Source organism: Aeromicrobium sp. 50.2.37, assembly GCF_024655735.1.
In the GTDB taxonomy this organism is placed as follows: domain Bacteria; phylum Actinomycetota; class Actinomycetes; order Propionibacteriales; family Nocardioidaceae; genus Aeromicrobium.
This window is the reverse complement of record NZ_JANLGG010000001.1, coordinates 174,943-189,015: the sequence shown is the minus strand read 5'-3', so window position 1 is coordinate 189,015 and position 14,073 is coordinate 174,943. Positions and strand designations below refer to the sequence as shown.

General features: G+C 72.6%; 12 protein-coding genes. 4 read left to right on the top strand and 8 right to left on the bottom strand.

What is annotated here, in order from left to right:
- Position 1: 1 nt before the first annotated feature.
- Positions 2-868 carry an acyl-CoA thioesterase II gene (locus NUV38_RS00780; RefSeq protein ID WP_257727310.1) on the bottom strand — a complete coding sequence of 289 codons (867 nt, stop codon included), beginning with the start codon at positions 866-868 and terminating at the stop codon, positions 2-4.
- 105 nt (positions 869-973) lie between these two features.
- Here NUV38_RS00780 and NUV38_RS00775 point away from each other — a divergent pair, with 105 nt between their 5' ends.
- The gene (locus tag NUV38_RS00775) at positions 974-1,636 is read left to right on the top strand and encodes a hypothetical protein (protein WP_257727309.1); all 663 of its coding nucleotides are present in this window, start codon (positions 974-976) and stop codon (positions 1,634-1,636) included.
- Between the two features lie 24 nt (positions 1,637-1,660).
- Here the strand turns inward: NUV38_RS00775 and NUV38_RS00770 are convergent, their stop codons facing one another.
- The 4 genes from NUV38_RS00770 to NUV38_RS00755 are packed head-to-tail and all read right to left on the bottom strand — an operon-like array spanning position 1,661 to position 6,782.
- Positions 1,661-2,563, bottom strand: a complete 903-nt coding sequence (locus tag NUV38_RS00770) for a PAC2 family protein (protein WP_257727308.1) — start codon at positions 2,561-2,563, stop codon at positions 1,661-1,663.
- A gap of 10 nt (positions 2,564-2,573) precedes the next feature.
- A complete protein-coding gene (gene dxs / locus NUV38_RS00765) occupies positions 2,574-4,463 on the bottom strand; it encodes a 1-deoxy-D-xylulose-5-phosphate synthase (protein ID WP_257727307.1) in 1,890 nt (629 codons plus the stop codon).
- A gap of 46 nt (positions 4,464-4,509) precedes the next feature.
- Entirely contained in the window at positions 4,510-5,013 is a 504-nt protein-coding gene (locus NUV38_RS00760; RefSeq protein WP_257727306.1) for a flavin reductase family protein, read from the bottom strand.
- Positions 5,014-5,063: 50 nt separating this feature from the next.
- On the bottom strand, positions 5,064-6,782 hold the full coding sequence (locus NUV38_RS00755; RefSeq protein ID WP_257727305.1) for an alkaline phosphatase: 1,719 nt from the start codon (positions 6,780-6,782) through the stop codon (positions 5,064-5,066).
- 146 nt (positions 6,783-6,928) lie between these two features.
- Here NUV38_RS00755 and xylB point away from each other — a divergent pair, with 146 nt between their 5' ends.
- The 3 genes from xylB to NUV38_RS00740 are packed head-to-tail and all read left to right on the top strand — an operon-like array spanning position 6,929 to position 10,681.
- On the top strand, positions 6,929-8,323 hold the full coding sequence (gene xylB / locus NUV38_RS00750) for a xylulokinase (protein ID WP_257727304.1): 1,395 nt from the start codon (positions 6,929-6,931) through the stop codon (positions 8,321-8,323).
- A 46-nt stretch (positions 8,324-8,369) separates the two neighbouring features.
- Positions 8,370-9,530: a xylose isomerase gene (xylA, locus tag NUV38_RS00745; protein WP_257727303.1), complete on the top strand. Its 1,161-nt coding sequence runs from the start codon at positions 8,370-8,372 to the stop codon at positions 9,528-9,530.
- A 2-nt stretch (positions 9,531-9,532) separates the two neighbouring features.
- Complete coding sequence (locus tag NUV38_RS00740; RefSeq protein ID WP_257727302.1) at positions 9,533-10,681, top strand: ROK family protein; 1,149 nt, start codon at positions 9,533-9,535, stop codon at positions 10,679-10,681.
- A gap of 21 nt (positions 10,682-10,702) precedes the next feature.
- On the opposite strand, the gene NUV38_RS00735 is transcribed toward NUV38_RS00740, so the two are convergent.
- The 3 genes from NUV38_RS00735 to NUV38_RS00725 are packed head-to-tail and all read right to left on the bottom strand — an operon-like array spanning position 10,703 to position 13,999.
- Positions 10,703-11,932 (bottom strand): ROK family protein, encoded by a 1,230-nt coding sequence (locus NUV38_RS00735; RefSeq protein ID WP_257727301.1) that lies wholly within the window; start codon positions 11,930-11,932, stop codon positions 10,703-10,705.
- 7 nt (positions 11,933-11,939) lie between these two features.
- A complete protein-coding gene (locus tag NUV38_RS00730; protein ID WP_257727300.1) occupies positions 11,940-13,229 on the bottom strand; it encodes a sugar ABC transporter permease in 1,290 nt (429 codons plus the stop codon).
- The gene (locus tag NUV38_RS00725) at positions 13,226-13,999 is read right to left on the bottom strand and encodes an ATP-binding cassette domain-containing protein (RefSeq protein ID WP_257727299.1); all 774 of its coding nucleotides are present in this window, start codon (positions 13,997-13,999) and stop codon (positions 13,226-13,228) included. The genes NUV38_RS00730 and NUV38_RS00725 overlap by 4 nt, the downstream gene beginning before the upstream one ends.
- Between the last annotated feature and the right edge of the window lie 74 nt (positions 14,000-14,073).

Sequence of the window (14,073 nt, the reverse complement as noted above, 5' to 3'; positions counted from 1 at the left end):
CTCAGGAGCGACGGCGACGGATCAGGCCCTCCTGGGCCACGGTGGCCACCAGCGTGCCGTCCTCGGTGAACACGCGGGCCGTGCTGAGCCCGCGGGCGCCGGAGGCCGACGGCGACGTCTGGTCGTACAGCAGCCACTGGTCGGCACGGATGGGCCGGTGGAACCAGATGGTGTGGTCCAGCGAGGCCGGGACGACCTCCGGGGAACCGATGAACTGTCCGTGCGGGATCAGCGCGACCCCGAGCAGGCTGAAGTCGCTGATGTAGACGAAGGCCGCCGTGTTGACGATGCGCGAGTCCGGAAGCGTGCCGTCGGCGCGGAACCAGAGTCGTTGGACCGCGGGGACGCTCTGTCGGGTCGGGTCGTCGTCCGGCCGGTTGTCGCCGATGTACCGCAGGTCGAACGACGACCACTCGCGCTTCCAGGTGTCGACCTCGTCCGGTCGGACGGCGCGGATGACCTCGAGCAGCGGCGTGGAGTCCGCCGGCGCGGGGACGGTGGGCATGACGTCCTGGTGGTCCCAGCCCTCCTCGGCCTTCTGGAACGAGGCGGTCATGTAGAAGATGGTCTCGCCGTGCTGGCGTGCGGCTACCCGGCGCGTGGTGAAGGACCCGCCGTCGCGGACGTTCTCGACGTCGTACACGATCGGGATCGACGGGTCGCCGCCGAGCAGGAAGTAGGCGTGCAGGGAGTGGATGTAGCGGTCCTCGGGGACCGTCAGCTGCGCGGCCGTGACGGCCTGCGCGGCCACCTGGCCACCGAAGACGCGCGTGAGGCTCGATCCTTCCGGCTGGCCACCCCGGTAGAGGCCGACCTCGAGAGGTTCGAGGTCCAGGAGGGTCACGAGCTGGTCCAGTGAGGCGGGCACGCCGCGATCGTATCGACTCGAGGCCTCGCCCATGCCACGACCCGACCGACGACCTCACCGCAGCGACGACCGGGCGTCCGGGCCCATCACCTAGAGTTCACACAGATGTCCGTCGCTCCCGCCCCCGCGCGCCACCCCGTCCCGCAGCTCGTCCGCACCCTGGACCTCGTCGCGAAGGCCGCCCTCGTGCTGCTGCTGGCGCTGGCGATGTCCGCGCCGGACCTCGGCAACATGGCCGACAAGGCGGCCGGTCTCCGCGCCGTCGCCTATCCGCTGCTCTCGTTCACCGTCCCGGTGGTCTGGTGGCTCTTCTGGCGCGAGCGTCGCCCGTTCCCCTGGGCAGCGGACCTCATGGTCACCATCACGTGCTTCACCGACGTCCTGGGCAACCGGCTCGACCTCTACGACCGCATCGTCTGGTTCGACGACTTCATGCACTTCATGAACACCGGCCTCCTCGCGGCGGCGTTCATCCTGCTCACGCTGCCCCGCTCGGCCACCTTCGGCGCGACTCTGGAGCGGTCGCTCGCCTTCGGGGTGCCGGCTGCGGTGTTCTGGGAGATCGCCGAGTACTTCGCGTTCATCAGTCGGTCCAGCGAGCGTCGCAGTGCCTACGGCGACACGCTCGCGGACCTCGCACTGGGCTCCTTCGGCTGCGTCGTCGCTGCCGTCGTCGTCCATCGACGCCAGGGCCGCGGTCGGCGCTCGGGGCCCACCGGCCTCATGGACACGCATCGCGTGCCGGCAGCCGACGCAGCCGGCACCTGAGCCGGGCCGACCCTCGTGGTCGGGCTATCCCTCGTCGTTCTTGCGCTGCCGCGCCAGGAACTGCTCGAACTGGTCGGCCAGCTCGTCGCCGCTCGGGATCGAGTCGTCGTCGGCGAGCAGCGACTGAGCCGCCCCACGGGTGAAGGCGTCGTACTGCTCCTCGAGTCCGGACAGCACCTCCGCGCCGCCCTGCTCGGCGATCTGCCGCTCGATGTCGGCCACCGTGGCGCCCTGCACCGCGCGGATCGGGTCGAGATCGAGGTCGAGCCCGGTGCGGTCGATGACCGCCTCGAGCAGCGCCAGCGCGGCCGGCGGGTAGTCGACCTGGGTGAGGTAGTGCGGGACGTGGACCACGTAGCCGGCGCTGTCGATGTCGCGCTGCGCCAACCGGTACTCCAGGAGCGACTGTGCCGACGACGGCACGCGCACCTCCGCCTGCCACAGGTTCTTGCGGTCGACCAGCTCCGGTCGCGAGCCGTGGGCCGTGATCATGGGCGGCCGGGTGTGCGGGACACCCATCGGCACGGCTCCCAGCCCGAGGGTCAGGCTGACGTCGAGGTCCTCGACGACCTCCTGCACCCCGTCGACGAAGGACTCCCAGCGGAAGTCCGGCTCGGGACCGGCGAGCACCAGGTACGGCGTGCCGGAGCGGTCGAGCTCGCGCACGATGTCGAGGCGGGGCTCGTCGTAGTCGACGTAGTGGTCCTGCCGGAACGTGATCATGGGCCGACGGGCGCGGTAGTCGTACAGCTCGTCGACGTCGAAGCTGCGCACCACCTCGCCTCGCCCACTCACCAGGTGCTCGGCCGCGATGCGCGAGGCCCCACCGGCCGTCAGGAAGCCGTCGAGGGCATGGATCAGGACCGGGCCGTCACCAGACGGGGTCGGGTCCGAGGATTCAGGGTCACGTCGAGAGGGCCACTTCATGGTCAAGACCTCACGGCTCGAGATTGTTCCCGACGACCCGCTGCCAGGCGGCACGGGTGTCGGCCGCCACGGCGTCGGGCGTGAGGCCGAGGCGCTCGAGGATCACCGGACGCTTGGCATGGTCGAGGAACTCCTGCGCGACACCGTGCACGCGGACCGGGACGTCGCTCTCGACGTCGCGCAGCGCCTGCGTGAACGCGGCACCCACACCGCTGATGCGACCGTTGTCCTCGATGGTGACCACGAGGCGGTGGGAGGCCGCGAGTGCGACGACGGCCGGGTCGAACGGCTTGACCCAGCGGGGATCGACGACGGTGACGCCGAGTCCGTCGGCGGCCAGCCTCTCGGCGGCCCCGAGGCCCACGGGCACCATGGATCCCGCGGCGAGGACGAGCACGTCGTCGGAGTCCCCGCGCGCGAGGACGTCGGCGGTGCCGACCGTGTCGATCGCGTCGACGTCGGCGGGCACGGCGCCCTTGGCGAAGCGGACCACCGTGGGGGCGTCGTCGACGGCCACGGCCTCGCGCAGCAGCTCCCGCAGCCGCGTGCCGTCGCGGGGCGCGGCGAGCCGCAGCCCCGGCACGATCTGCAGCATCGACATGTCCCACATGCCGTTGTGGCTCGCGCCGTCGTCGCCGGTGACCCCGGCCCGATCGAGCACGAAGGTCACGCCGCAGCGGTGCAGGGCGACGTCGAGGAGCACCTGGTCGAACGCGCGGTTGAGGAAGGTCGCGTAGACCGCCACCACCGGGTGGAGGCCCGCCATGGCCATGCCCGCCGCGCTGGTGGCCGCGTGCTGCTCGGCGATGCCGACGTCGAACACCCGGTCGGGGAACTTGTCGGCGAACGCGTCGAGCCCGACGGGGTAGAGCATGGCCGCCGTGATGCCAACGACGTCGGGGCGTTCGTCGGCGATCCGCACGACCTCGTCCCGGAACACCGAGGTCCAGCCCGCGGGGGCCACGGAGACCGCGTCGCCGGTCTCACGGTCGAACGGCGGGGCCTGGTGCATCTGGTCGTTCTCGTTGGCCACCGCGATGTCGTAGCCCTGGCCCTTGGTCGTGAGCACGTGCACGAGGACGGGCCCTCCGAACCGCTTGGCCAGCGTGAGCGCCTGCTCGAGGGCTGCGCGGTCGTGACCGTCGACCGGACCGACGTACTTCAGGCCGAGATCCTCGAACATGCCCTGGGGGGCGAGAGCGTCCTTGACGCCCTTCTTGATCGCGTGCAGGGCGCCGTAGGCCGCGGGGCCGACCGGTCCGCCGCGGTTGAGCCGGTCGCGGATGGCGCTGAGGGCGGGCTCGTAGCGCGGGTTCGTCCGGATGTCGGTGAGCCGGTTGGCGAGGCCACCGACCGTGGGCTGGTAGGACCGGCCGTTGTCGTTGACCACGATGACGAGGCGTCTGTCCTGCGAGGCGGCGATGTTGTTGATCGCCTCCCAGGCCATGCCGCCGGTCATGGCACCGTCACCGATGACGGCCACCACGTGGTCGTCGCGGCCGAGGACCTGGTTGGCCCGCGCCATGCCCTCGGCGTAGGAGAGGCTCGTGGACGCGTGCGAGTTCTCGACCCAGTCGTGCTCGGACTCGCCGCGGCAGGGGTAGCCCGACAGGCCCCCCTCCTGGCGCAGCGTGTCGAAGTCGCCGGCCCGCCCGGTGACCATCTTGTGGACGTAGGCCTGGTGCCCGGTGTCCCAGACGACGCGGTCGCGCGGGGACTCGAAGACGCGATGGATCGCGAGGGTCAGCTCGACCACGCCGAGGTTGGGCCCGAGGTGACCGGCGTGCGCGGCGACCGCGTCGATCGTCCGCTCGCGGATCTCGTGCGCGAGGGTCTCCAGCTCGGCGTCGGACAGGGCCCGCAGGTCCGCGGGGCCGGTGATCTGGTCGAGCAACGCCATTCGGTCAGTCTAGCGATCCCGTCCCACCCCCGCCGTCGGCCTCCGCTCAGGTCCGGTAGCGGCCCCGGACGTGCGTCAGGGCTTCCCCGTCCCGCAGGTCGACGTGCTCCACGGTGCCGGCGAGCAGCAGCCCCCAGCCCTCGCGACGCGGCTCGGTCCCGTCCAGACGCACCCCCACCCACCCGACGGCGTCGGCGAGCCGCGGGCCCCAGGGGCCGTCGTCCCAGGTCCCGAGGGTGAACGGTCCTCCCGGGGCCGGAGCGGTCCCCGCGAAGGCGTCGGCGAGGAAGGCGTGGTCGGGGCCGAGCACGTTCACGACGACCGTGGTCGGCCGCGCCTCCCAGAGCGTGGACTCCTCGTCCACCAGGGCCAGGACCCGGGGCGGATCCCCGGCGGCGAGCAGCAGCGAGGAGACGGTGAGGCCGACGCGCGCCCGTCCCTCCCCTGCCGCCCACACCGTCACGGCGGCGGGCAGGCGTCCGCGCAGACGACGGAACCCGTCCCGATCACCCTCGGGGGACGCGAAGGGGTGCTCGTCGTGGATCGTCACCCCGCCAGCCTAGGCCCGCCACCTCGTTCCCCACCGCGTGAGCGGTCACCTCAGTCCGGCCGGTCCGTCTCCCGCTCGATCGTCTCGCGCGTGTCCTGCTCGGCCGACCTCCCGGCCAAGGTCCGGGCCCCGGGCACACCGCGGTCCTGCACGAGGTTCAGCCCGGGGACCCGGTCCTCGACCACGAAGGTCGCCCGGGTGAAGGCCTCGGCCCCCGGCGCCCGGACCTGGGCGAGGCAGCGGAACTCCGCCGTCATGTCGTCGGGCGTGATCCGGGTCCGGACGTAGCCGCGGAGGTTGTTCTGCAGGCGCAGGTGCGGGTTCCACCGCAGCCAGGCGTGCCCGTCCACGGGGCCGTCCGCCCCGTTGCCGCCCGACGTGACCGACGAGCACACCAGCTCGGTCCCGACGGTGCGCGTGGTCGGGTCGTCGTAGTCGAGCTTGAGCTCGCCGGCCCAGTGAGCGTGCACGTCCCCGGTGAGCACGACCGGGTTGCGCACACCGGCGTCGACCCAGCCGCGGGTGATCCGGTCGCGTGAGGCCTGGTAGCCGTCCCAGGCGTCCATCGAGACCGTCTTGACCGGCCCGTCGGTGCTGTCGCGCTGGGCGAAGAAGACCTGCTGGCCGATCACGTCCCACCGGGCACGCGACCGGCGGAAGCCGTCGAGGAGCCACCGTTCCTGGGCGGGGCCCACGATCGTGCGGTTCGGGTCGACCGCGGCCGGGCAGTCGGCCCGGTAGCCGTCACCGCACCCCTGGTCGTCGCGGAACTGCCGGGTGTCGAGCATGTGGAACGACGCGAGCCTGCCCCAGTGGAGGCGTCGGAAGAGCTGCAGGTGGTCCCCGCGCGGGATCGAGGAGCGTCGCAGCGGCATGTTCTCGTAGTAGGCACGGAACGCGGCTGCACGCCGAGCGGCGAACCCGGGCGTCTCGAGCGGGTCCTCCGGCGTCCCACCCGCCCAGTTGTTGTCGACCTCGTGGTCGTCCCACACGACGAGCCAGGGCGCCGCGGCGTGCGCGGCCTGCAGGTCGGCGTCGGCCTTGTACTGCGCGTGTCGCTGGCGGTAGGAGGCGAGGTCGACCGTCTCGGGCCCCTCGTGGCTGCGCACGTTCCCACCCGGGGCCACGTAGTCGTTCGCGGTGTACTCGTACAGGTAGTCGCCGAGGTGCAGGACCAGGTCGGGCCGGTCCTCGGCCAGACGTCGGTACGCGGTGAAGAACCCGTGCTCGTACTGGGCGCACGACGCGAACGCCATGCTGAGCGACCTCGGCATGCTGCCGGCGGCGGGCGACGTCGTGGTCCGTCCGACGGGCGAGACGTGGCGCCCCACGCGGAAGCGGTACCAGGGCTCACGGCCGGGGCCGAGGCCGTCGACCTCGACGTGCACGCTGTGCGCGTCACGCGGCAGGGCCGTCACGCTGCCCCTGCGCAGCACACGGCGGAATCCGTCGTCGGCGGCGACCTGCCAGCTCACCTCGACCGGACGTCGGGGCATCCCGCCGAGCCCGTCGGCTGCCGTCGGGTCGAGCGCGAGCCGGGTCCAGAGCACGAAGCCGTCGGGCACAGGGTCGCCCGACGCGACGCCGAGCGTGAACGGGGTGCGCCGCAGCGCCACGGCGTGGGCTCGGCGGTCGACGGCGGCCCCCGAGGCGGTCGTCGGCCATAGGACGGCCCCGGCGCCGACGGCGGCACCGGTCAGGACATGTCGGCGGGACGGAGGTGGCGGGTCCGGAGGGCCGGCCGAGGGCGAGGACTCGATGCTGGTCATGGCCTCAGCAGAACCCTGCCTGGTGAACGATGGACGTCGCGGCGTCGAGCACCAGACGGCCGTCACGACGCGGTCCCATGACGAGATCGTGACGTGGACCACGCTCGGTCTTGACTTTGTTCGGGCACTGAACGAATAATCGGAGGATGCCTCTCGTCCTCGGCGTCGACTCCTCGACGCAGTCCACCAAGGCGCTGCTCGTCGACGCCGACGACGGCACCGTCGTCGAGTCGCGCACCGCCCGGCACCCCGAGGGCTCGAGCGTCGATCCCCGTGCCTGGTTGGCCGCCTTCGACGAGGCTGCCGGGCCCCTGCTGCCGCGGGCGGCAGCGCTGGCCGTCGGTGGGCAGCAGCACGGCATGGTGGCGCTCGACGCCGACGACCTCCCGGTGCACGACGCCCTGCTCTGGAACGACACCCGCTCCGCCGGCGCAGCGGCGGACCTCGTCGAGGAGATGGGTGGACCCGCCGCGTGCGCGGAGGCCGTGGGCAGCGTGCTCGTGGCCTCCTTCACCATCACCAAGCTGCGCTGGCTCCGCGACCACAGGCCCGACGCCGCTCGGCAGACCGTCCGCGTGATGCTGCCGCACGACTACGTGACCTGGCACGCCTCGGGTCAGCGGGCCGAGCCCGCGACCGATCGCGGCGACGCGTCCGGCACGGGCTACTACTCCGCCGTCGACGACGCCTACCGGACCGACCTGCTCGAGCTGGCGCTCGGGCGCGTCCCGCACGTGCCGCGGGTGGCCCAGCCGGCGGAGCAGGTGACGACGACCGCCGACGGGTGCGTCGTGGCCGCCGGCACCGGGGACAACATGGCCGCTGCCCTCGGACTCGGACTGGTGGCCGGCGACGTGTCGCTGTCGATCGGCACCTCCGGGGTCGCCTCGGCGGTCAGCGAGAAGCCCGTCGCCGACGCGACCGGCGTCGTCACCGGGTTCGCCGACGCGACCGGCCGGTACCTCCCCATGGCCACCACCATGAACGCCGCGCGCATCCTCGACCTGCACGCGAGGCTCCTCGGGGTCGACCACGACGGCCTCGCGGACCTGGCCCTCGCGGCACCGGCCGGCGCCCACGGGCTCACGGTCAGCCCCTACTACGCCGGGGAGCGCAGCCCGAACCGTCCGGACGCCACCGGCACCTGGGCCGGACTGACCCCGTCCACGAGCCGCGAGGACGTCGCACGGGCAGCGGTCGAGGCCCTGCTCTGCTCCCTCGCCGACGCCCTCGAGGCCGTGGCCCAGGGCTTCGGCGGCCCCGGCACCGTCGAGCGGGTGCTGCTGATCGGCGGTGGGGCGCGGAACCGTGCCGTCCAGGCGCTGGCGCCGGCCGTGCTCGGCCGAGCCGTCACGCTGCCGGGAGACGCGGAGTACGTCGCGCTCGGCGCGGCCCGCCAGGCAGCCTGGTCGCTCTCCGGGTCCGCCGAGCCGCCGGCCTGGGCGCTGCCCGAGAGCCGGGTGCGCGAGGCCGCCCCTCTCCCCCACGTCCGTGACGCCTACGCCACGTTGCGCGAGCTCACGGCGCCCTGGACCACCTGACGTCCCCGTTCACGACCGACCACCCGAACCCCTCGAAAGGCCCGACATGACCGTCCCCACCCCCGTCCCCACCGACAAGTTCTCCTTCGGCATCTGGACGGTGCAGTACGCCGGCCGCGACCCCTTCGGCGACCCCACCCGCGCGGCGATGGACCCGGTCCACGCGCTGGAGAAGCTGGCCGAGCTCGGCGCCTACGGCGTCAACTTCCACGACGACGACGTGGTGCCCTTCGGCTCCTCGGAGTCCGAGCGCGACGCGATCCTCGACCGGTTCCGCAAGGGCCTGGCCGAGACCGGGCTCGCCGTCACGACCGCGACCACCAACCTCTTCGGCCACCCGGTCTTCAAGGACGGCGGCTTCACCTCGAACGACCGCGCCGTTCGCCGGTTCGCCCTGCGCAAGGTCATGCGCAACATCGACCTGGCCGCCGAGCTCGGTGCCCAGGTCTACGTCTGCTGGGGTGGGCGCGAGGGCGCCGAGAGCGGTGCCGCCAAGGACGTGCAGGCGGCCCTCTCGCGCTACAAGGAGGGCTTCGACCTGCTGGGCCAGTACGTCGTGGACCAGGGTTATGACCTGAAGTTCGCCATCGAGCCCAAGCCCAACGAGCCCCGGGGCGACATCCTGCTCCCCACCATCGGGCACGCGCTCGCCTTCATCGACAGCCTCGAGCGGCCCGAGATGGTCGGCGTCAACCCCGAGATCGGGCACGAGGAGATGGCCGGACTCAACGCGGCTCACGGCTACGCCCAGGCGCTGTGGCACGGGAAGCTGTTCCACATCGACCTCAACGGCCAGTCGGGTCCGCGCTACGACCAGGACTTCCGCTTCGGCGCGGGCAACGCGCGTGGAGCGTTCTGGATCGTCGACACCCTGCTGCAGGGCGGGTACGACGGACCGGTGCACTTCGACTTCAAGACCCCGCGCACGGAGGACGAGGACGGCGTGTGGACCGCGGCTGCCGCCTGCATGACCAACTACCTCGTGCTGCGCGAGAAGGCCCTGGCCTTCCGTGCCGACCCCGAGGTCCAGGAGGCGCTCACGGCAGCGCGGGTGCCCGAGCTCTCCGAGCCGACGCTGGCCGCCGGCGAGACCTGGGCCGACCTGCAGGCCGAGACCGGCGAGGACCCCGAGGTCCTCGGCGCCCGTGGCATGGCCTTCGAGCACCTCGACCAGCTCGCGCTCGAGCACCTGTACGGGGTGCGCTGAGCATGCCCCCGGCCGCCCCCGACCAGCTGCGCCGGGCCAACACGGCGCTCGTCGTCCGCACGCTGCGCGACGCGGGCCCGAGCAGCCGCACGTCGTTGGCCCGGCGCACCGGTCTGGCCAAGGCCACGGTCGGAGCGATCGTCGGGGAGCTGTCGGAGCGGGCGGTGGTGGTCGAGGGAGACGCGTCGTCGCAGGGCCGGGGTCGACCGTCCCGGCCGGTGGAGCTCGCGGCGGGCTCGGTGCTCGGCCTGGGCCTCGAGGTCAACGTCGACTACGTGGCCGCGGCACTCGTCGACCTGGCCGCCACGCGGGTCCTCACCACGACGCGCCAGGTGCCCGACGGCGTCGACGCGCTCGAGACCCTGCAGGAGCTCGCCCTCGAGGTGGCCGAGCAGGCACCCGGGCGCATCGTCGGTGCACACCTCGCCGTCCCGGGGCTGGTGGAGCGTGACCACGCCACGGTCGCGCTGGCCCCGAACCTCGGCTGGACGGGCACCCGGCCCGGCGACGTGCTCGCCGAGGCGCTCGGCCTCACCGTCCTGGTGGACAACGACGCCAACCTCGCCGCGGTCGCCGAGTCGACCCACGGAGCCGCCCAGGACTCCGTCTCGACGCTGTACATCACCGGGACCGTCGGCATCGGCGCCGGTATCGTGCAGGACGGCCGCCTCGTGAGGGGGTCGGGATTCGCCGGCGAGGTGGGCCACATGCCGATCGGTGACCTCGCCCGCCGCTGCGCCTGCGGACGGCAGGGATGCTGGGAGACCACCGTGGGACTGCGTGCCGCGCTCGCCGCCGTCGGGATGCGAGCCTCGGGCACGCCGATGGAACGTGCGGCGAAGGTGGCGGCCAGGGCCGAGACCGAGGCCGAGGTGGCGACCGCCCTCGACGTGCTCGGCGCACAGCTCGGTCACGGACTGGCCACGCTCTGCACGGTCCTGGACCCCGAGGTGATCGTGCTCGGTGGCTACTTCCAGCCACTGGCTCCGTGGATCCTGCGCAGTGCGCAGGACGTGGTGCACCGGCGGCTGCCCGCCGCCCACCACCAGCGCCCGGACGTCCGGGTCGGCACCCTCGGGATCGAGGCCGCTGCCCTGGGCGCGGCCGAGCAGGCCCTCACCGACGTGCTCGAGGGCTCCGTCGCGCTCTGAGGACCCGCGGTCGTAGCGTGCTCAGGCGACGCTGAGCGCTGACTCGACGTCGACCTGGGCCGCCGCCAGGCAGGTCACGGGGTCCGCGAGCAGCCGTTCGAAGGCCGTCTCGGCCGCACCGACGAGCACGGCGTCGGCACCCAGTCCCGGCAGCTCGATCCGCACCAGCTCACGCGGCGCCACGAGGGCGGTGTCGTGCAGCGTCCGGTCGACCTCGTCCTGCACGAGCGGGTAGAGCGAGCGCAGGAACCCGCCGAGCACGACGACCCGCGGGTTGAGCAGGTTGACGGCGTTCGCGAGCCCACGACCGAGGAGCCGGCCGACCTCCCGCAGGTCGTCGTCGACCTCCTGCAGGCCGTCGAGCATCTCTCCCAGGGATCCGACCCGGTCGGGCGGGCAGCCGATCGCCTCGGCGATCGCGTGCGCGCCGACCTGGGTCTCCCAGCACCCCCGGTTGCCGCAGTGGCACTCGCGGCCGGCCGGGTCGAGCGACATGTGCCCGATCTCCCCGGCATACCCACCCGCCCCGACGAGCCGGTGGCCGTCGACGATGACGCCGGCACCGACGCCGACCTCGCCGGACAGGTAGACGAGGTCCGCCACGTCGACCCCGGCACCCCGCAGGTGCTCGGAGAACGCCCCGAGATCGGCGTCGTTGCCCAGGTCCACGGGAGCGATGCCGCCCAGACGGTCCGACATGATCGCGCTGAAGGGCACGTCCCGCCAGCCGAGGTTGGGGGCCAGGCGGACGAGTCCGTCCGAGCGCCGCACGACGCCGGGCACGGCCATGCCGACGCCGACCAGCGCACTGCCCGGTGAGGCGTCACGCACGACCAGGCGCAGCATGGCCATGACCGCGTCGGCCACCGCGTGCGGGTCTCGCGACGCGGGGATCGGACCCGTGGCGCGGGCCAGCACCGCACCGCCCAGGCCGACTCGCGCGACGGTGAGTCCGTCGACGCGCACGTCGACCGCGAGCACGTGCGCGCCGTCCTGGGTGGGCACCACGTCGGGCGACGGGCGCCCGGCGCTGCTGCGCACCGCCTCCGACCTGACCTGCTCGGCCAGTCCGAGCCCCTGGAGCTCGGTGACCAGCCCGGCGATGGTGCTCCGGTTGAGTCCCATCGCCGACGTCAGGTCGGACCGGGAGACCCGACCCAGCAGGTGCACGTGGCCCAGGAGCGTGCCCAGGTTGTGGCGCCGGACGGCCTCCTGGTTGGTGCCCGCCCCCGACCGCGCGCTCGTCTGCACGACCGGCTCAGCTCACGCCGGACGCCGAGCGGCGCCGGCGGGAGACCGCGTCGACCGCTGCGGCGAGCAGGAGCACCGCGCCGGTGACGACGTAGTTGATCCAGCTGGCCTGGTTGAGCAGGCCCAGTCCGTTGATGATCGTCGCGATGACCACACCGCCGATGACGCCGTCACGGGCCTGGCCCTTGCCGCCGAACAGGCTGGTGCCGCCGATGACCGCCGCACCCACGGCGTAGAGCAGCGTGTTGCCCGCGCCGGAGGAGGGCGACACCTTGCCGGCGTAGGACGCGGCGAGGATGCCGCTGATCACGGCGGTCGAGGTGCAGAGGACGAAGACGGAGATGCGGATCTTGTCGACGTCGATGCCGGCCCGTCGGGCCGCCTCGCGGTTGCCGCCCACCGCGTAGACGTGGCGTCCGTAGCGCGTGCGGCTCAGCACGAAGGTGAAGATGACGAGCAGCACGCCGACGAGCAGCAGCACGTAGGGCACGCCCTGGATCGGGAAGTTGGGGTTGCGGCTGCGGTTCACGCTCAGCAGCGCCGTGAGGCCGAGCACCACGACACCCATGCCGGCGATCTTGACCAGGAGCAGGCTCAGCGGCTGGTGCGCGAGCCCGCGGCTCACCTGGGTGCGGTAGCGCAGGAGCGTCAGCAGGGCGAAGGCGACGACGGCCACGACCGCGATCGTCCAGCCGGCGACCACCGGCATGTTCTTGATCGTGAGGCCGCGGAGCACCGGGTCGGCGACGCGCACGGAGCCGCCCTGCCCGATCAGCTTGAGGGTCAACCCCTGCAGCGCCAGGAAGAAGGCCAGCGTCACGACGAAGCTGGGGATGCCCAGCTTCGCCACGAGGGCGCCGATCAGGGCACCGAGCACCGCACCGAAGACGAGTCCGCCGACGACCGCCACGTACCACGGGAGCCCGTGGTCGACGATGCCGAGCGCCGCGATGGCGGCGCCGGCGCCGCCGGCGACGCCGGCGGACAGGTCGATGTCACCCAGCAGCAGCACGGGGACCAGCCCCATCGCGAGCACGCAGATGGCGCCGGCCTGGGTGATGAGGTTGGCGATGTTCAGCGCCGTCAGGAAGGTGTCGCTGGCCGCGCTGAAGACGATGAACAGGATGATGAGCCCGAGGGCGGCGGGCAGGGCGCCCATCTCGCCGCCGCGCAGGCGGTTGAGGTAGTCCTGCCAGGCGTCGCCGAGCGTGGCCGCCTGGCGAGCGTCGATCGCGAAGTCGGTCTCGGCCAGGCCGCTGCCGCCCTTCGAGGACGGATCGGTGGGGGTGGTGGTCATGATGCCTCTCCGACGGACGTGAGACCGAGGTCGCCCGAGCGACCTGCGGTGATGAGCTCGACGACCTGGGTGTTGGTGACGTCCTTCGTGGCCACGTCGGCGGCCACGCGGCCCAGGTACAGGGCGGTGATGCGGTCGGCGACCTCGAAGACGTCGACCATGTTGTGCGAGATGAGGACGACCCCGAGGCCCTGGTCGGCCAGGCGGCGCACGAGGTCGAGGACCTGACGGGTCTGGGCGACGCCCAGGGCGGCGGTCGGCTCGTCGAGCAGCACGACCTTGGAGTTCCAGAGCACCGACTTCGCGATGGCGACGGTCTGGCGCTGGCCACCCGAGAGGCTGGCGACGCTCTGGCGGACCGACTTGACGGTGCGCACCGAGAGCGACGCGAGGGTCTCGCGGGCCCGGGCCTCCATGGTCGCCTCGTCGAGCGCCGGACCCTTCATGAGCTCGCGGCCGAGGAACAGGTTCTCGACGATGTCGAGGTTGTCGCAGAGGGCGAGGTCCTGGTACACGACCTCGATGCCGAGGGCCGAGGCGTCGCGGGGGCCGTGGATGTCGACGGGCTCGCCCTCGAAGTAGCGCTGCCCGGAGTCGGCCGAGTAGATGCCGGCGATGGTCTTGACGAGGGTGGACTTGCCGGCGCCGTTGTCACCGACGAGGGCGGTGACCTGTCCGGGGTGGACGGTGAGGTCGACGTCGTGGAGGACGTGGACGGCGCCGAAGCTCTTGTTGATGCCGCGCAGCTCCAGCAGCGGTGTGGTGCTCATGTGGTCTCCAGGGTGCGTGCGAGGAGGTGGTCGGTCGGTCTCGGGACAGGTGAGGTGTCACCCGTGGGGGCGGT